The 18,549-nt window shown below is 63.0% G+C and carries 14 protein-coding genes; 6 read left to right on the forward strand and 8 right to left on the reverse strand.

Translation table 11 applies throughout. The features are described 5' to 3' along the window. The first annotated feature begins 56 nt into the window (after positions 1-56). The 3 genes from CKW24_RS00600 to CKW24_RS00610 all read left to right on the forward strand — a co-directional run bounded on the left by CKW24_RS00600 (position 57) and on the right by CKW24_RS00610 (position 4,097). Positions 57-1,139 carry a hypothetical protein gene (locus CKW24_RS00600; RefSeq protein WP_095164471.1) on the forward strand — a complete coding sequence of 361 codons (1,083 nt, stop codon included), beginning with the start codon at positions 57-59 and terminating at the stop codon, positions 1,137-1,139. 56 nt (positions 1,140-1,195) lie between these two features. Next, entirely contained in the window at positions 1,196-2,011 is an 816-nt protein-coding gene (locus CKW24_RS00605) for an ABC transporter substrate-binding protein (RefSeq protein WP_095164473.1), read from the forward strand. Between the two features lie 226 nt (positions 2,012-2,237). After that, positions 2,238-4,097 (forward strand): DEAD/DEAH box helicase, encoded by a 1,860-nt coding sequence (locus CKW24_RS00610; protein WP_095164475.1) that lies wholly within the window; start codon positions 2,238-2,240, stop codon positions 4,095-4,097. Positions 4,098-4,163: 66 nt separating this feature from the next. Here the strand turns inward: CKW24_RS00610 and CKW24_RS00615 are convergent, their stop codons facing one another. Together CKW24_RS00615 and CKW24_RS00620 are read right to left on the reverse strand one after the other, a co-directional pair. Beyond that, complete coding sequence (locus tag CKW24_RS00615; RefSeq protein ID WP_095164477.1) at positions 4,164-4,757, reverse strand: YceI family protein; 594 nt, start codon at positions 4,755-4,757, stop codon at positions 4,164-4,166. 31 nt (positions 4,758-4,788) lie between these two features. After that, positions 4,789-5,340 carry a cytochrome b gene (locus CKW24_RS00620; RefSeq protein WP_095164479.1) on the reverse strand — a complete coding sequence of 184 codons (552 nt, stop codon included), beginning with the start codon at positions 5,338-5,340 and terminating at the stop codon, positions 4,789-4,791. Between the two features lie 300 nt (positions 5,341-5,640). On the opposite strand from CKW24_RS00620, the gene CKW24_RS00625 reads away from it, so the two are divergent. Both CKW24_RS00625 and CKW24_RS00630 read left to right on the forward strand, forming a co-directional pair. After that, on the forward strand, positions 5,641-7,047 hold the full coding sequence (locus CKW24_RS00625; protein WP_095164481.1) for an adenosylmethionine--8-amino-7-oxononanoate transaminase: 1,407 nt from the start codon (positions 5,641-5,643) through the stop codon (positions 7,045-7,047). Between the two features lie 80 nt (positions 7,048-7,127). Then, a complete protein-coding gene (locus CKW24_RS00630; protein ID WP_095164483.1) occupies positions 7,128-7,847 on the forward strand; it encodes a 16S rRNA (uracil(1498)-N(3))-methyltransferase in 720 nt (239 codons plus the stop codon). Between the two features lie 31 nt (positions 7,848-7,878). On the opposite strand, the gene CKW24_RS00635 is transcribed toward CKW24_RS00630, so the two are convergent. The 3 genes from CKW24_RS00635 to CKW24_RS00645 are packed head-to-tail and all read right to left on the reverse strand — an operon-like array spanning position 7,879 to position 10,432. Continuing rightward, positions 7,879-8,781: a transporter substrate-binding domain-containing protein gene (locus CKW24_RS00635; protein WP_095164485.1), complete on the reverse strand. Its 903-nt coding sequence runs from the start codon at positions 8,779-8,781 to the stop codon at positions 7,879-7,881. Between the two features lie 30 nt (positions 8,782-8,811). Continuing rightward, complete coding sequence (locus CKW24_RS00640) at positions 8,812-9,162, reverse strand: RidA family protein (RefSeq protein WP_095164487.1); 351 nt, start codon at positions 9,160-9,162, stop codon at positions 8,812-8,814. A gap of 28 nt (positions 9,163-9,190) precedes the next feature. After that, positions 9,191-10,432 carry a D-amino acid dehydrogenase gene (locus CKW24_RS00645; RefSeq protein ID WP_095164488.1) on the reverse strand — a complete coding sequence of 414 codons (1,242 nt, stop codon included), beginning with the start codon at positions 10,430-10,432 and terminating at the stop codon, positions 9,191-9,193. A 107-nt stretch (positions 10,433-10,539) separates the two neighbouring features. Here CKW24_RS00645 and CKW24_RS00650 point away from each other — a divergent pair, with 107 nt between their 5' ends. Next, the gene (locus CKW24_RS00650; RefSeq protein ID WP_095164490.1) at positions 10,540-11,454 is read left to right on the forward strand and encodes a LysR family transcriptional regulator; all 915 of its coding nucleotides are present in this window, start codon (positions 10,540-10,542) and stop codon (positions 11,452-11,454) included. A 29-nt stretch (positions 11,455-11,483) separates the two neighbouring features. Here CKW24_RS00650 and CKW24_RS00655 read toward each other — a convergent pair whose 3' ends face one another. The 3 genes from CKW24_RS00655 to CKW24_RS00665 form a co-directional block, all read right to left on the reverse strand. After that, complete coding sequence (locus tag CKW24_RS00655; RefSeq protein ID WP_095164492.1) at positions 11,484-12,101, reverse strand: hemolysin III family protein; 618 nt, start codon at positions 12,099-12,101, stop codon at positions 11,484-11,486. Positions 12,102-12,166: 65 nt separating this feature from the next. Beyond that, the gene (locus CKW24_RS00660; protein ID WP_095164494.1) at positions 12,167-12,628 is read right to left on the reverse strand and encodes a chemotaxis protein CheW; all 462 of its coding nucleotides are present in this window, start codon (positions 12,626-12,628) and stop codon (positions 12,167-12,169) included. Further along, positions 12,621-18,518, reverse strand: coding sequence for an Hpt domain-containing protein (locus CKW24_RS00665; RefSeq protein WP_095164496.1), 5,898 nt, complete (start codon positions 18,516-18,518; stop codon positions 12,621-12,623). The genes CKW24_RS00660 and CKW24_RS00665 overlap by 8 nt, the downstream gene beginning before the upstream one ends. Between the last annotated feature and the right edge of the window lie 31 nt (positions 18,519-18,549).

Consider the following 18,549-nt stretch of genomic DNA (forward strand, 5'->3'; position numbering starts at 1 on the left):
TGGCGAACCCCAGGGCCTTTTTTTTATCTGTCACTCAACCGGGAAAACCGTAGTAGATGTCGATTCCTAGCCCAACTCCGACCCCACAACTGATCTACCTGGTCTACGGTGCCTGCACTTACCATCAGGAAGCACTCTTCAGTATTGCCAGCGCTTTGGCGGGCATGCGCAAGACGCCGGGGGAAGCGCTCGACATCCAGGTTTTCACCGACGACCCGGCGCCTTACCGCGACCTGCCAGTACGGATTCGCCAGTTCGACGAAGCCACCCGTCAGGGCTGGATCGCCCCCCACGGCTACCACTTCCGCGCCAAACACGCGGTCATGCAACAGGTGATGGCCGAGTCGGAGCTGGCCCTGTTGATCGACACCGACACCTTCTTCCACTGCTCGCCCCTGGAATTGTTCCGGCGCATCCAGCCCGGCACCCTGCTGTGCAACACCCTCGGCATGTCCTACGGCAGCAACAAGCAGACACGTCTCTACCAGACCCTGGCCGAGGTGCTGCAACAGCGGCAACTGGCGGACGACCAGATGCCCCTGCTGAACTCCGGGGTCATCGGCCTGTACCGCGAAGATGCCGACATCCTCGCCCACTCCCTGGCGCTGATGGACGAGTTGTATCCCCTGGCCCAGGGTGCCTACACCCTTGAAGAGTTCTGCCTGTCGGTGGCCACCTACCGCCAGCGTCAGGTGCGCGAATGCCCGGACCTGATCCATCACTACTGGAGCCGCAAGGAGCTGTTTCGCGCCAAGACCAATGCCTGGCTGGAAAAACACCGCGCCAACCCCACCAGCACCCTGGCCCTGGACGAAACGTCCCTGGTGACGGCGACTCTGCCGCGGCCACCGGCCCTGCAGCGCCTGGCCTATAAAATCGTGACCCTGGCCCTGCCCCGCCAGCAGCGCCAGTTCATGCGTGAAATCCTCTACGGCTGCTACCGCCATGCCAATCCGTTTGATCAGGCCTGTACGCCGGTCTGGTGGGAAAAGGCTCATGCCAATGTGGAAAAACGCCTGAAACGACCACTGGAAAACGATCAATTGGAACGCTGGTTCAACCACCCGATCAACCGCCTGGTGCTGGGCCGGCGACGCGAAGCCATCTACCTACATCTGATGCAGGCAAAAGGCGACTAAGCCTCGGGCTAGACCGCCTCTAGCTATTTCCCCGCCTCTCGTCGTAATCTCCAGCGATGCCCGTCATTGCCCAATTGCTGACAGCCGCGCTTCTCGTTTGCCTGAGCTTTGCTGCTCGGGCGGAAAAGTTGCGCATCGTCACCGAGCCCTGGGCACCTTACGTGTACGAGGAAAATGGCCAACCCCGGGGGCTGGACTACGAAACCACGGCCATTGTCTTCCAGCGCCTGGGAATCGAAGTGCAATGGCAGTTCCTGCCCTGGAAGCGCTGCCTGGCCATGCTTGATCAAGGGCTGGCCGACGGCGCACTGGACATCTTCCATAGCAACGAACGCGACGCCACCCTGCTCTACCCCAGCGAACCGCTGTCGCAAGTCGAGTTCGTGATGTTCTATGCCAACGCCCGTCCGCACCCGCTCAACACCCTGGAAGACCTGCGCGGCCTGACCATCGGCACCTCCCCCGGCTACCTGTACAGCCAGGACTTTCGTGAATCCACGCTGTTTACCCGAGAGCCGGCGCCGACCCATGAAGCCAACTTCGGCAAGCTGGCACGCGGGCGCATCGACCTGTTGATTACCGACCGCCGGGTTGGGCAAACCCTGCTCGACAGCCTGGACCTGCGAGACCAGATCAGCGAAAACCCGACCGTCATCAGCCGCGAGAGCCAGTTCCTGGCCGTGCGCCGCAATGCCGGCATGGACCTGCTGGTGCAGCGTTTCGGCGCCGAACTAAAGCGCTTCAAGCGTGAACCGGCGTACGCCCAACTCAGCGCACGTTATGGCGCCGCACCGGCCAAGGACCTGACGCTTGTGACCCCGCAAGCCCATGAAGAAAAAACCGTTGAGCAGCAGGAAAGCAGCGCACAGTGATTGCTCTGTTATACTCCGGCCTTCCCGCCAGGCTTACGCCCGGACGCTCGGCACTGTTTCAGGCCTCTCGACATCGCTACAGCGCAGCTTTTCAGCCCGCGCGAGCACTCGCAGATGAGCCATCAGGGCCCAGCAGGACCGGACGCGATTGCGCTTCTCTCAAACGCCACTCGCGCCAGGCAAGACTATCCCATTGGGCCAAGCCCTAACTAAAACAGGATTACTCATGTCCTTTGCTTCCCTCGGTCTCTCCGAGGCTTTAGTCGGCGCCATCGAAGCCGCCGGCTACACCCAGCCTACTCCGGTGCAACAGCGGGCCATTCCCGCCGTGTTGCAAGGTCGCGACTTGATGGTTGCGGCACAGACAGGCACTGGCAAAACCGGCGGCTTTGCCCTGCCGATTCTGGAACGCCTGTTCCCCAACGGTCACCCGGACAAGTCCCAGCGTCACGGCCCGCGCCAACCGCGCGTATTGGTCCTGACCCCGACCCGCGAACTGGCCGCCCAGGTGCACGAGAGCTTCAAGCTCTATGCCCGCGACCTCAAGTTCGTCAGTGCCTGCATCTTCGGCGGCGTTGGCATGAACCCTCAGGTTCAGGCCATGGCCCGCGGTGTTGACGTGCTGGTAGCCTGCCCGGGTCGCTTGCTCGACCTGGCCGGTCAAGGCAGCGTCGACCTGTCCCACGTGGAAATCCTCGTGCTCGACGAAGCCGACCGCATGCTCGACATGGGTTTTGTCCATGACGTGAAGAAGGTCCTGGCCCGTCTGCCGGCCAAACGCCAGAACCTGTTGTTCTCGGCGACGTTCTCCAAGGACATCACCGACCTCGCCGGCAAGTTGCTGCACAACCCCGAGCGCATCGAAGTCACGCCACCGAACACCACGGTCGAGCGGATCGAGCAACGTGTGTTCCGCCTACCGGCAAGCCACAAGCGTTCGCTGCTGGCGCACCTGATCACCGCTGGCGCCTGGGAACAGGTACTGGTCTTCACCCGTACCAAGCACGGCGCCAACCGCCTGGCCGAGTACCTGGACAAACACGGCCTGAGCGCCGTAGCCATCCACGGTAACAAGAGCCAGAACGCCCGCACCAAAGCCCTGGCCGACTTCAAGGCCGGTGAAGTGCGGATCCTGGTTGCCACCGACATCGCGGCACGCGGCCTGGACATCGACCAACTGCCACACGTGGTCAACTTCGAACTGCCGAACGTCGACGAAGACTACGTGCACCGCATTGGCCGTACTGGCCGTGCCGGTCGTTCGGGCGAGGCGATCTCGCTGGTCGCCCCGGACGAAGAAAAACTGCTGAAAAGCATCGAGCGCATGACCAAGCAGAAGATCGCCGATGGCGATCTGATGGGGTTTGATGCCAGCAGCGTCGAGGCCGAGAAGCCAGAAGTGCGCGAGCGTCCGGATGTGCGTAACCCGCGCAACCCACGTGGCCCACGCGGCGACGGTCCGAACGGCGGTGGTGGTGGCGGCGGTCGCAAGGACAAAGGCAAGGACAAGGGCGGCAAGGAAAAGCCGGCAGCCAACCGTGGCGAACGCCCGGCGCAAAAGCCGCGTGAAGGCACGCCTGCCCGCGAACAGCAGCGCCCTGCCCCACGTGCGACCGCTGATCGGGCACCGGACGAGTTCCTCGACGACGATGTGGATAACTTCGGTAACCGCGTCGACTACGTGCCACAACAGAAACCGGCCCAGGGCCGTGGTCGCCGCCCAGGTGCCCCGGCACAAGGCGCAGGCGCCGGTGCTCCACGCACTGGCCAGCCACAGGGCCGGCAGAACGGTCCACGCAACAGCAGCGGCGCCAGCACTGGCACCCCGCCTGCCAAGCGCAGCGGCCCACGCAGTGGCGCCCCCCGTGACGGCCAGGCCCGTCGCGAGGAGTCCCGCAACCGTCGCCCAGCCCGTGATGATCAGCCACGCCAGGAACCTGCGGTACAAAACCCGCGCGGTGGTCCGGCACCGAAGATCATTCACAAGGAGTCGAAGACCGACCGGTTCCCGACACCTGAGCAACTCGATCAACTGCCAAGCCGTCCACGTGGCGAAAAACCAGCGCTGCTGACCCGCAACCGCTGATTTTTCCTGCGTAAAAAAAAACGCCCCGGCTCTTGTGAGCCGGGGCGTTTTTTGTAGCGGCGAATATTACTTCGCTTTCACACCTTCAAACGTAACGTACAGCTCGACTGCGTCGGAAGCAGGGCCCAGGTCCTTCTGCTTGCCGAAATCGCTACGCTTGATCTGGGTAGTACCTTCGAAGCCAGCACGGTAGCCGCCCCATGGATCCTTGCCTTCACCCAGGAAAGTGGCCTTGACCACAACTGGCTTGGTCACACCCAGGATGGTCAGGTCGCCTGCGACATCAGCGGTTTCCTTGCCATCGGCATTCTTGCCAGTGGATTTGACGCTGGTGGAAACAAACGTCGCCTTGGCGAATTTGCTCGCATTCAGGAAGTCAGCGCTGGCGATGTGCTTGTCGCGCTCGGCGTGGTTGGTGAATACGCTGGAGGTGTTGACGTTGAATTCGATCTTGCTGGCTTCAGGCTTGGCAGCGTCAAAGCTGAACTTGCCGTCGATATCCTTGAAAGTACCGGTGATGAAGCTGTAGCCCAGGTGGCTGATCTTGAAGTCAACGAAGGCGTGCTGGCCTTCCTTGTCGACAACGTAATCGGCTGCCATCACGTTAGCCGACAGCAGAGCAGTACCGATTGCCAGAGCGGCGAGAGACTTTTTCAACATGCTTTCTATTCCTTGGAGTCGAGGTTGAACATCAGGCTTTGCGACCCAGCATACGTGCCAGGGTCACATCACGATCGATAAAGTGGTGTTTCAATGCTGCCAACGCATGGAGGCCGGAGACAATCACCAGCGCCCATGCCAGGTAGAAATGAATCACACCGGCCAGGTCTGCCTGGTCCGGTAGTCCGGAAATCAGGGCAGGGACTTCAAACAGGCCAAACACCGGTATCCCGACACCGTCAGCGGTGGAAATCAGGTAACCGGCAATCATTACCGCAAACAGGCTGAGATACAGAAACCCATGACCGAGCTTGGCGCCGACGCGAGTCAGGCGATCGTAGCTGGCCAGGGTCGGTGGTGGCGGGCTGATCAAACGCCAGAGCACCCGCAGCAGCATGACCGCGAAGAGCACCAGACCGATGCTTTTATGCAGGTCCGGGGCGTCCTTGCGCCAGGTGCTGTAGTAATCCAGCCCGACCATCCACAAGCCCAGGGCGAACAGACCCACCACTACCAGGGCTACACCCCAGTGCATGAAAATACTGACCCAGCCGTAGCGGGAGGAAGAGTTACGTAGCTGCATTGCCCAAATCCTGTAAGAACTGCGCTCAAGACTATCGAGTTATCTATCGAATTAAAGCGGAAAAATTCGCTTTGAAATATCGAGAAATACGATCTGGAGTCTGGTGTCGGATGGTTAAGGAAAGATTAACCACGTCCGACACTTGTCCTCCTAGCACCACAAGCGCGCCCTCCAACGCGGGTTTCTCGTCAGCCCAGGTAACTGAAAAAACCACAATAGGTTGTCCGCATGCCCAGCATTGCATAGGCTTGCGCGATTGTTTGCCCGCGAAACCAGCGCGCCGTCTCGAGGAGAATTTACATGGGCTTGAATAATCAGTGGATGCAGCGCGATCTCGCGGTGTTGTGGCATCCCTGCACCCAGATGAAAGATCACGAACAACTGCCGTTGATCCCGATCAAACGCGGTGAAGGGGTGTGGCTGGAGGACTTCGAAGGCAAGCGTTACCTCGACGCCGTCAGCTCCTGGTGGGTCAACGTGTTCGGCCACGCCAATCCGCGGATCAACCAGCGGATCAAGGATCAGGTCGATCAACTCGAGCACGTGATCCTCGCCGGCTTCAGCCACCAGCCGGTGATCGAGCTCTCGGAGCGCCTGGTGAAAATGACGCCCGAAGGGCTGACCCGGTGTTTCTACGCCGATAACGGCTCATCGTGCATCGAAGTCGCGTTGAAAATGAGCTTTCACTACTGGCTCAACCGCGGCCAGCCGAACAAGAAGCGCTTCGTCACCCTGACCAACAGCTACCACGGCGAGACCATGGCCGCCATGTCGGTCGGCGACGTGCCCCTGTTCACCGAGACTTACAAGGCCCTGCTGCTGGACACCATCAAGGTGCCGAGCCCCGATTGCTACCTGCGCCCCGACGGCATGAGCTGGGAGGAACACTCGCGGAACATGTTCGCGGCGATGGAGCACACCCTGGCCGAGCATCACGACAGCGTTGCAGCAGTGATAGTCGAGCCGTTGATCCAGGGCGCGGGCGGCATGCGCATGTACCACCCGGTGTACCTGAAACTGCTGCGCGAAGCCTGTGACCGCTACGGCGTGCACCTGATCCACGACGAAATCGCCGTCGGTTTCGGCCGCACCGGGACCATGTTTGCCTGTGAGCAGGCCGGTATCCGCCCGGACTTCCTGTGCCTGTCCAAGGCCCTGACCGGCGGCTACCTGCCGCTGGCGGCCTGCGTCACCACCGACGAGGTCTACAGCGCCTTCTACGACGACTACCCGACCCTGCGCGCGTTCCTCCATTCCCACAGCTACACCGGCAACCCGCTGGCCTGTGCCGCCGCGTTGGCGACCCTGGATATCTTCGAGCAGGACAACGTCATCGAGAACAACAAGGCCCTGGCCCAGCGTATGGCGACTTCGACCGCACACCTGGCCGATCACCCGAACGTGTCGGAGGTGCGTCAGACCGGCATGGTGCTGGCCATCGAGATGGTCAAGGACAAGGCCAGCAAAGAAGCCTATCCCTGGCAAGAACGTCGGGGCCTGAAAGTATTCCAGCACGCCCTGGAGCGCGGCGCGCTGTTGCGCCCGCTGGGCAGCGTGGTGTACTTCCTGCCGCCCTACGTGATCACCCCCGAGCAGATCGACTTCCTCGCCGAAGTGGCCAGCGAAGGCATCGACATCGCCACCCGCGACTCGGTCAGTGTCGCCGTGCCGAAGGACTTCCACCCAGGGTTCCGTGATCCGGGCTAGCAGCCACGAGCTCCTACAAGGGCTGTGCCTAAGCAGGCAAATCCAACTCAGATGAACGACCCCTTTTACAGAGACCCCGCATGAGACTGTCGCGCTTTTTTATCGATGCCCCCTTGAGCCTTGGCGAGCATGAGTTGCCGGAGGCCCAGGCCCATTACATCAGCCGCGTGCTGCGCATGGCCGAGGGCGATGCGCTGCAGGTGTTCGATGGCTCAGGCCTGGAATACCTCGGCACACTGGTGGAAGTCGGCAAGAAACGCGTGCGCGTGGCGTTGAGCGAAAGTTTCGCCGGGCAACTCGAGTCGCCGCTGCAGATTCACCTGGGCCAGGGCCTGTCCCGGGGTGAGCGCATGGATTGGGCGATTCAGAAAGCCACGGAGTTGGGGGTGAGTGAAATCACGCCGATCTTCAGTGACCGCTGCGAAGTGCGACTCAAGGACGAACGCGCCGACAAACGCCTGCAGCACTGGCGCCAGGTCGCGATCAGCGCCTGCGAGCAATGTGGGCGCTCGCGGGTGCCTGTGATCCATCCGCCGATGCTGCTGGCAGACTGGATCAAGCAGGTCCCGGCCGAGCTGAAACTGGTGCTGCACCCGGTGGCAGAGCCATGGGCCAGCCACGCCAAGCCCGCGACCCTGGCATTTCTGATCGGCCCCGAAGGTGGCTTGTCGGACACTGAAGTAGAGCAGGCCAAGGCGGGCGGTTTTCACGCCGCACGCCTCGGCCCTCGCGTATTGCGCACCGAAACCGCGCCGGTAGTGGCGCTGGCGGTAGCACAACAGCTATGGGGCGATTTCTAAGCCCTTAGCCTGCGAGCTCTTGAGCTGAAAATCACTGCACCGGATCACTGGTCGGCTTGGCAATGATCGCCTTGAGTTCGCTGGTCATCGGGAACTCGAGGTTCAAGCCTTTTGGCGGGATCGGCTGTTCAAACCAGCGCTGGTAGATCCCGTTGATTTCCCCTGAGCTGTACAGCTCGCCCAACGTCGAGTTCACCAGCGCCAGGAACTGCGGATCGTCCTTGCGCACCATGCAGCTGTAGATCTCCCGCGACTGCTCTTCCCCGACCACCACCCACTTGTGCGGGTCGCGAGCCTTGGCGCGCTCGCCGTAGAGCAATGCATCGTCCATGTAGAACGCCGCTGCCCGACCGGACTGCAACATCTGGAAGGCTTCGCCGTGGTCCTTGGCGCTGATCACGAACATGTCGATCTTGTTATCGACGTTGTAGCTCTTCAGATAGCGCTCGTTGGTGGTGCCGGCGGTGGTCACCACGTTCTTGCCACGCAGGTCGGCGAAGCTCTTGACCCCACTGTCGTTGGCGGTCAGCAACTGGCCTTTGACATAGATAAAGCCGTAGGAAAACGCCACCTGCTTTTGCCGCTCAGCGGTCACGCCGGTCGAACCACATTCCAGGTCGACCGTGCCGTTCTGCACCAGCGGAATACGGGTTTGCGAGGTCACCAGGTTGTATTTGACCTTGAGCTGGGGCGCTGCGAGCTTCTGCTGCACACGCTCGACTATCTTGCTCGCCAGGTCCACCGAGTAACCCATCGGTTGACCCGAGTGATCACCCACGTAGGAGAAGGGCACCGACGCATCGCGATAACCCAGGGTAATGCTGTTAGTGCTGGCAATCTTGCTCAGGGTCGGGCCCAGCGGGGCTTCTTCAGCCTGCACTTGAGTGCCGAGCAACACGCCCAGGGTGCAGCCGAGCAACGTGATTTTTTGCATTGTTATTCTCCGTTGTGGGTGATGGATTACTTAGCGGCGGGCCGCGATAACGCTGATTTCGACTCGCACCTGCGGGCGGGCCAACTCGGCCTGCAAGGTCGTGCGACTCGGTGCCTGGCCAGGCGACAACCAGGCCGACCAGACGTCATTCATCGCCGCGAAATCCTCACCAATATCCTTCAGGTAAATGGTCGCGCTGAGCAGATGATCCTTGTCGCTGCCCGCCTCGGCCAGCAGCGCGTCGATTTTTTCCAGCACCTGGCGAGTCTGGCCAGTGGCGTCGGTGGCATCACCCGGTACTTGGCCGGAGAGAAACACCAGGTCGCCAAAGGTCACGGCAGCGGACAAGCGTGGATTGGTCTGGATACGGCTGATGGTCATCGGATAGTCCTTCTCTTGGGTAATGGTTTCAGGCCGCACGGGGCGTAAAGCCCTGCAGGTCAATGGAGGGGCGGCGCTGGCCGATCAGCTCACTGAGCAACTGCGCGCTGCCGCAAGCCAGGGTGAAACCCAGGGCGCCATGGCCGAGGTTAAGCCACAGGTTGCAATACGCCGTTGCGCCCAGCAGCGGCACGCCGCTAGGGGTCGCCGGGCGCATGCCGGCCCACTCGATGGCCTGCTCGTAGTCGCCGGCATTGGCAAAGGTGTCGCGTGCCTGGCGCTTGATCAGGGCCAGCCGCTTGGGGTCCAGCGCCGGGTCAAAACCGACGATGTCGACCATGGCCGCCACCCGCAGTTGCTCGCCAATGCGGGCGTAGACGATCTTGCGGTCATAGTCGGTGATGCTCAGGTCCGGGGCCCGGTGTTGGGCGCCGATCGGCACAGTCAGGCTATAACCCTTGAGCGGGTACAGTGGCAGGTGCACCCCTGGCAACGCCAGCAGTGGGCTGCGATGACCGGCGGCAATCACCAGATGTTCCACTGGCAGCACTTCATCCCCCAGTTCGATTGCGCTCACCACACCATTGGCCTGGCGAATGCCGGTCACGGCCTGGCCCAGGCGGAACTCGCAACGGCCTGAAGCCCGCAAACGCGCCGCCAGTTGCTGGCAAAAGCCGTGGCAGTCACCGACTTCCTCATCCGGGGTGTAAATCGCACCCACAAAGGGTGCATCGGCCAGTGCCGGGTCCAGGCGGGCGCACTCGGCGGGCGACAGCACCTGTTGTTGCTGGCGGTCGGCCAGTTTTTGGCGGGCATGCTCGAAGCTGGCGGTGCTGCGAAAGGTCACCAGCTTGCCGTTGCGCCGCCAGTGGAAACCCTCCAGGGCATCGGCTTCGCGCCAGGTCTGCAGGGTGGACTGGCTGAACAGCGCCAGGCGCAACAGATGGGCTGCGTTGGCGCGGTTGACCGAAGAACGGCAGGCCCCCAGGAAGGACGCCATCCAGCGCCACTGCGCAGGGTCGAAGCGTGGACGCAGCTTCAGCGGTGAGTCACCACGCAACATCCAGCCAATGGCCTGCAACGGCACACCGGCATCGGCCAGGGGCGCCACGTAGCGATAGGACAACTGGCCGCCATTGGCAAAGCTGGTTTCGCTGCCCAGCGAATCCCGCGCCTCGACCAGGGTCACCTCAACGCCATCGCGCACCAGTGCGTAGGCCGTTGCCAGGCCGATGACGCCGCCGCCGATGATGCATACACGCTGAGCCATGTCAGTCCTTAATCGTGGTTGAGACGAGCCCGAGGTTAGAGCCAGGTGACAGGCGCCGAACAATGAATAAAGATGGTCATCCCATAAACAAAAGTTATGGACTCGCCATGCGCCTTCGCCACATCGAGATTTTCCAGGCCATCCGCCAGACCGGTTCGGTCAGCGCTGCCGCGCAATTGCTGCACGTCTCCCAACCCGCCGTGACCAAAGTGCTGCAACACGCCGAGCAGCACCTGGGCTTCCCGCTGTTTCTGCGGGTGCGCGGCAAACTCCAGGCCACCCCGGAGGCGCTGGAACTGGAGCGTGAGGTCGACAAGGTCACCGAAAGCCTGCAAGGAGTGCGACGCCTGGCCCAGAGCCTGCGCCGCGAGCCGGGCCATAGCCTGCGGATCGGCGCGACCCCGGCCCTGGCCCTGTCGTTGCTGCCCCCGGCCATCCATGAGTGGACGCAACGCTATCCGGAGATCGCCTGCGAGCTGTCCAGCGCCCACAGTCGCGAGCTGGTGCAGAACCTGCTGATGCGTGAAATCGATGTCGCCCTGACCCTGCAACTGCCCGATCACCCGGGACTCAAGGCCCAGGCGCTGGCCAGCGGGGTGTTGGTGGCGCTGGCGCCGGCCGGTTACTGGCCCCTGGAAGAAGAAGGCCAACCGCTGCCGCTGCAGGCCCTGGCCGATGCGCCGTTGATCGGGCTATCCAGTGCCGATCCACTGTCGGCCCGGCTCGACAGTTACCTCAAGGCGGTCGAGCCGCCGCCCCGGGTCAGCATCGCGGTGCAGACGTACTCACTGGCCAGGGCGATGGTCGAATCCGGGGCCGGCCTGACCGTGATCGACCCCTTCACCGCCCTGGGCGCCTCACCCGGGACCACCGCCATCCGTCCCCTGGCGCCGGCGCTGCCGATCACCCTGTACGCGGTGACCCGCGCCACCGAGCCGCCACCGCACACCCTGAACGAGCTACTGAGCATCTTCAGCAGCCGCGCACAGGAGCAACTGGACAGGTTGGTCGGGCGGGCGTAGTTACGCCGCCAAAGCGCAGCCCCCGGCGATCAGATCACATAAAACAGAATCGCCACGAAGTGCAGCAGGCTGCCGGTGATCACAAACAGGTGCCAGATCCCGTGGGCATGGCGCAGCCGGCTGTCGAGGGCGAAAAATATGATACCGACGGTGTAAAACACTCCGCCGGCCGCCAGCCAGGCGAACCCCGTGGTGCCCAGCGCGGCAATCAGCGGCTTGACCGCCACCAGCACAATCCAGCCCATCACCGCGTAGATCACCAGCGACAGGATCCGCGCCTCGGAGCGCGGCTTGATCTCTTGCAGCATGCCGATCACCGCCAGCGCCCAGACAATCGCAAACAGCGACCAGCCCCAGGGCCCGCGCAGGGTCACCAGGCAAAAAGGCGTGTAGCTGCCGGCAATCAGCAGATAGATCGACAAATGATCGACCTTCTGCATGATCACCTTCGCCCGTCCGCGCACGCTGTGATAGACCGTCGACACGCTGTACAGCACCAGCAGTGTGACCCCGTAGATCGCCACGCTGACGATCTTCCATGGACTGCCATCGAGACTGGCCACCACCAACAACCAGACCGCCCCGACAAACGCCGCAACTGCCCCGAACAAATGGCTCCAGGCGTTGAATCTTTCTCCGTGGTACATGAGCCTCCCAATGCAAAAACCAGACAACGACATATGAACGCTTTCATACGTCTATATGGGAACACTCATTCAACAACCAACCCCGCCCCCACCAACAACGCCTCCAACGCCAGCAAATCGGGGATTTTTGCTACGTGATCGACGACTTGTACCGCTGCCTGTTCCAGTGCACACAGCGGCACGTCGACGTAGCTCAACTGGCTGTCGAGCTTGCAGGAGCGTGGGATGCCCTGGACCAACAGGGCGATGAACCTGAGGTTGGCTCGCCCGCCCAGGGTGTTGAGGATGACGATGCGGGCGCGTTCGCCGATCACCGTTTTGCTGCCGCAGGCCGACTCGAAACTCAGCAGCGGGATCTGGCGGTCGCGCCAGTTGACCTGACCCAGGTACCAGGGCGGTGAGTCGAGGTCGAAGGTTCCGGGCTGATAGTCGATCAGCTCGGCAACGGCGACGTTGGGCAGGATCAGGGTGCGGTCGGCCAGGGGCAGCAGCAGCCCGGTGAGGTGGCTGGTACGGTGCTCAAGCATGGGCCTTGCTCCACAGGGCGATACTGTCGAGCAGCACCGATTCCTGGTACGGCTTGCCGAGGTAGTCGTTGACGCCGATGGCCATTGCCCGATCACGGTGTTTTTGCCCGGTGCGCGAGGTAATCATGATGATCGGCAGGTGCTGCAGGCGGGGATCGTTGCGCACCTGGGTGGCCACTTCGAAGCCGTCCATGCGCGGCATTTCGATGTCCAGCAGCATCAGGTCGGGCATGTGCTCTTCCAGCAACTGCATCGCGTCCACCCCGTCCTTGGCCGTGAGCACGCTCATGCCGTGGCGCTCCAGCAGCCGGCTGGTGACTTTGCGCACGGTGACCGAATCGTCCACCACCAGCACCAGCATCGAGCGCTGCGGCTCGCCTTCCGGGCTGGTCGCGGCCGGCGCCGGCAAACGTACCTGCATCGCCCGCAACGGCGCCAGCAGGTCGAGAATCAGCACCACCCGGCCATCACCGAGAATCGTCGCGCCGGACAGGCCCTGGACCGCGGCAAACTGCGGGCCGAGGCTCTTGACCACGATTTCCCGGGTGCCGGCCATGGCGTCGACCTGCACCGCGATATGCCGCTCGTTGCACTGCACCAGCAGCACCGGCAGCGGCAGGTTCTGCCCCAGCAAGCGCGGGCGAATACTGGTCTTGAGCAACTCGCCCAGGTAGCACAGCTCATAACGTTGTCCGGCGTACTCGTACCGGGGCGGATCCAGTTGGTAGCGGGCTTCCAGTTCGCTGGGCAGGACTCGCACCATACCCTCGATGGTGTTCAGCGGGATCGCGTACAGATCCTCGCCACACTGCACCATCAACGCACGGTTGACCGACACCGTGAACGGCAGGCGAATGCGAAAATGCACGCCCTTGCCCGGGACCGAGTCAATGCTCATCAGGCCGCCGAGCTGGCGCACTTCTTCATGCACCACGTCCATGCCCACCCCTCGCCCGGAGATCTGGGTGATTTTCTCGGCAGTAGAGAAGCCGGGCTGCAGGATGAACTGCAGCACATCGCGGTCACTCAGGCTGCTTTCGGGGGCCAGCAGCCCGCGCTTGATCGCCTTGCGCCGTACGGCATCGAGGGGCACGCCGGCACCGTCGTCACGGATGTCGAAAATGATATCGCCGCCCTCGCGGGACAGGTCCAGGCTGATCCGCCCCTGCTCGGGCTTGCCGGCAGCGCGGCGTACTTGCGCAGACTCCAGGCCATGGTCGATGGCGTTGCGCAACATGTGCTCCAGCGGGGCGGCCATGCGCTCAAGGACATTACGGTCCATCTCGCCTTCGGCGTTGCCGACGATAAACTCAACGTCTTTGCCCAGCTCGCTGGAGACCTGGCGGACGATGCGTTTGAGGCGCGGCAGCATCCGTTCGAACGGCACCATGCGCGTGCGCATCAGGCCTTCTTGCAGCTCACTGTTAATCCGCCCCTGTTGCTGCAACAGGTTCTCGGCGTCGAGATTGCGCCGATCGAGGGTTTCCTTGAGGTCGAGCAGATCGGAAGCAGACTCGAACATCGCCCGCGACAACTGCTGCAGTTGCGAATGGCGATCCATTTCCAGCGGGTCGAATTCTTCGTAGCCCAGGCGCTCGGCGTCGACGTGCTGGCGACTGAGGATGCGTCCCTGGGTTTCGGTGTCGAGGCGGCGCAGTTGATCGCGCATGCGCTCGATGGTGGTTTCCATCTCGCTCAAGGTCACCCGGGCATCGTTGACCTGTTGCTCGACACGCCCACGAAAAATCGAAGTCTCGGCGGCCAGGTTGACCAGGTCGTCGAGCAGTTCGGCGGACACCTTGACCATATCGGCGCCCGCTTCAGCGGGCGGCGCGGACGGCTCCGGCTTGTTCTGCGCCAGGCTGTCGAGCGCCACCGATGGCGCAGCACGCTCGACCGCCGAGGGGTGACTGAAGGCCTGGATGGCCTCGAGCAGGCGCTCGGCCGGCGCTACCGGTTGACCGGCACGGGTAGCGTCGAGCATCTGCGCCAGCCGGTCATGGCTGCGTTGCAACAGCCCGAACAGCGCCGGTGTGGCCTGCAGCAAGCCGGTCGACAGGCCTTCGTAGAGAAATTCCAGTTCATGGGCCAGGTCGCCAATCGGCGCAATCTCGACCATTCGCGCGCCACCTTTGAGGGTGTGCAGATCGCGCAGCAGGGTTTCCATTTCCTGGCGGCTTTGCGGGTCGGCCTGCCAGCGCAGCAAGGCTGCGCCCGAACTGTCGATGATGTCGAAGCCTTCCTCGAGGAAGATCTCCAGCAACTCCGGGTCATTGCCCGGCGCATCCTCGGCGGACGCCTGTGCAGCGGCGTCGGCAGGGCTGGCGCTGCCTTGGCGCCACTGCGCGATGGCCTCGATCAATGCCGTGCAATCGCCCAGCGGCTGTTGGCGCTGCAATTGCTCCAGCAGTTGCGCGAGGCGGTCGTGGCTCTGCTGCAACAACTGGCCAAGCTCGGTGCTATAGCTCAAGCGCCGGTCCACCAACCCCTCGTAAAGGCTTTCCAGCTCGTGGGCCAGGTCACCCACCGGTCCGATCTCGGCCATCCGCGCCCCACCCTTGAGGGTGTGCAAGTCGCGCTGCAGCGACAACAACGGCGCAGGGTTCTGCGGTTCCGTGAGCCAACGCTGCAAGGCCTGCCCGGCGCTCTCCAGAATGTCCACGGCCTCTTCGAGAAAAATCGCCTCCATTTCATCGTCCGCCGCCAATGGCGTCGGCGAGGACTGCCCGAGTTCGGCGGTGACGCTGCCAAGTTCGGTAATACTCAGGGTGCGACTGCCGTCGCTGCGGATCAGGCCCATCGCGGACGGATCCAGGCCTTCATCAAGCAGATCGCGCAGGGCGTGCACACGAGCCGATTGGTGACTGACTTCCTGGCCTGCCGCCAGTTCGTCGAGCATGTTGATCAAGGCTTCATGGGCACTTTGGGCCTCGTGAAAGAACCGCTCGCTGACCGCCAGGCTGCTTTCCTCCACGGCGCCATACAGGTCGAGCAAGGCCTCGCACAACTCATCCATCGGGTGCAGGTCGGCCAGGTGTGCGCCCTCACCCAGGGTCGTCAGCTCATCCAGCAAGGCCGTCAGTTCCTGGCGCTCGCCGGGGTGTTGCTGCCAGCGTTGCAACAGGCTTTCGGCGTCCAGCAGGATGTCCATGCCCTGGGCCAGGAAGTTGTTGATCAACTGCGGGTCACGCTTGATCCGCACACCGCTGTCGGGCGAGCTGTGCAAGGCTTCCAGGCGCTCGGCGAGCAGGGCCTGGGTGCGCAGGATCAGATCAGGCGCGCCGCGGATTTCCACCAGCGGGTTGCCCTGCAATTGCGCCAAGCCGCGGCGCAGCAAGCCTTCGGCCTCCAGCAGCAGTTCGACTTCATCCAGGTCCAGGGCCAACAGGTGCGCCTTGTATTCGCGGGCCAGTTGGTCGAAGGGTGCCGCCAGCTCGGCGATCGGTACCACACCGGCCACCGACGCGCTGCCCTTGAGGGTGTGCAGCGCACGCTGCAACTCGTCAGTGGCCTGCAACGGCAGATGTTCGGCGGCCTGCTCGAGAAAGCGCTGGAGGCTGTTGAGGTGGCTGTCGGCTTCGTTGCGGAAGATCTCCAGCAACTGCGGATCGGCGGCGCCAGCGTGCGCTCCGCTCGCTTGCTCGGGCAGGGCCGCGCCCCGGGCCAACGCGTGGGCACGGGCTGCCAGGTGGTCCACGTCATCGCGTTGGCGCTGGTGGCTGGCGGCGAATTCCGCCACCAGCTCTGGCAGCAGGTGCAGCGTGTCGCGCAACAGCTCATCGACCTGCGGCCCAGGCTCGACACTGTGTTCGAGTATTCGGTTGAGCAGGTTTTCCACGGCCCAGGCGAGTTCGCCGAGCACCAGCGCGCGGACCATCCGTCCACTGCCCTTCAAGGTATGAAAGGCCCGCCGCAGTTCGCCCAGGAGCGCAGCACTGCCTGGGTTGGCCGACCAGCGCGGCAGGTACTCGCGCAGGATATCCAGGACTTCGGCGGTCTCCTCGAGGAACACCTCGCGCAACTCGTCATCCACCGGTTCTTCATCGGCCGGCGGTGGTTGCAGGCTGTCGGGGGTACTCACGGCCGGCGGGTTGACGGCCGACACCGGGCTGGCCAGGGCATCTGCCAGCGACTGCTGGGCGGCCGGGTCAGCTTCGGCGAACCGACCGCCATCGGCACTCGGCGACGGATTGAACGGTGGCAGATGAACCGCGCTGGGCTGATAGCCGAGTGTCGCCAGACTCTGTTCGGCCACATCCAGCACCTGCTCGCCGAGGGTTTGCGGGTCCTCGCTCAAGCGCTCCAGGTAATACTCGATGCTGGTGATGGCATCGGCCAGGTTGTCCAGGTGCTGCCAATCCGGCGGCGTGCGGTCCGCCAGCAGGTGTTCACGAATGTAACTGTTGCAGGCTTCCAGCAGGCTCGCCGCACGGTGCAGGGGAATCATCGCCAGCGCACCACGAACCTGGGTCAGCAAGTCCGGCAGTAACTGCAACGGCTGGCGATCCCAGTGGGCATCGATGTATTCGACGATCATGTCCTTGGCCTGTTGCAGGCAGAGGCGGGCTTCCTTGATGACGATCTGGTGGATCTGCGTCAGGTCGGTGGTCGGCAGCCGGCTTTCTTCACGGTTTTCCTCGACGATACCGACCATGCCCGCCAGGGTCGCCTCGACGTAGAGCAAGGCACCGGCGACGTCCATCAGGATCGCATCGTTGGGCTCGCGCTGCCCCTGGGCCAGGCTCAGCACCACGCCTAACTGGTCGATGATGACCTTGCGCGGCTGGCCAAAACCGAGCACCGCCAGGGTGTCGGCAATCTGCCGCAGCGGCGCCAGCAGGCTGTCGAGGTCCGAGGCATGCTGGCGGTCGCTGCGCACGAACAGGTCCAGGCGTTCCTTGACCCGCACCAGTTCCTCGCACAAGGCAGCCAGCACCGAGCGCATGGCGTCGCGGTCAGGCCCAGCCAGGCGCGCACGCTCTGCATCGAGCAAGGCGTTGTCAGGCAAGGCGTCATCCAGCCCGTAGCGATCTTTCATGATTAACATCCGGGCACTGGGGGATTGCGCCTTGGCGATATAAAACAGCAGGCTTTTCAGCAATTCGGGCGGCGCTGCCTGGTTGATGGCCGGCATGCCGTGTTCCAGCAGGCGCTTGAGTTCCTTGTCGGTGTCCTTGAACAAGCTGCGCAGTGCCGGACTGTTATCGATACGGCCACTGAGCATGCCTTCGACCAGCGCTGAAGCCACCTGCCACAGCGGGCTCAATGGCGCATCGGCACACAGCGCCTCAAGGCGTGCAAAGACCTTGGCCAGGTACCCCAGGTTTGTGCTGTCGTCCTGTTCGCGCAGCAGGCCGACCAGGCCCATCTGCAGCATCTGTCGCAGTTTGCGCAACACATTGGGCAAGTCTGCCGGCTCCAGCAGCGCCAGTTGCGCCTCCGTCAGGGCCGGCAGTTCTTGCAGTTGTGGACTGAACAGGCTGGTTTCCGCGAGCAGGCCTTCGCCACGGGCGCTGCGCAAGTCATTGATCAGCGGCAGCACCACCAGGGGCAAGTCGCGCCGGGCGCTGAGCACGCGGTCGAGGTAAATCGGCAATTGGCCGAGGGCCTGTTGCAGCAGGCGGATGGCTTCGTCGCGATGGGCCACCATGCCACGCTGCAAGGCTGCTGCCAGTTGCTCCATCTCTTCGGCGAGCAGGGCCGCACCGTAGAACTCAACCATCTGCAGACTGCCATGGACCTGATGGATACCTGCCAGGCATTGCTCGAGCGCGTGCAGCGCCTGCGGGTCCTCGACCAGTTGATCGAGGGCAAGGTAGGCCTGCTTCAGCGTTTCGGCAATTTCGCCCTTGACCCATTCAAGGGCCACATAGTCGTGCCGATCACCCATAACCACTCCAGTCAAAATTCGTTCCCAGCGT

The sequence above is a fragment of the Pseudomonas sp. Irchel 3H3 genome (assembly GCF_900187635.1).
Lineage (GTDB): Bacteria > Pseudomonadota > Gammaproteobacteria > Pseudomonadales > Pseudomonadaceae > Aquipseudomonas.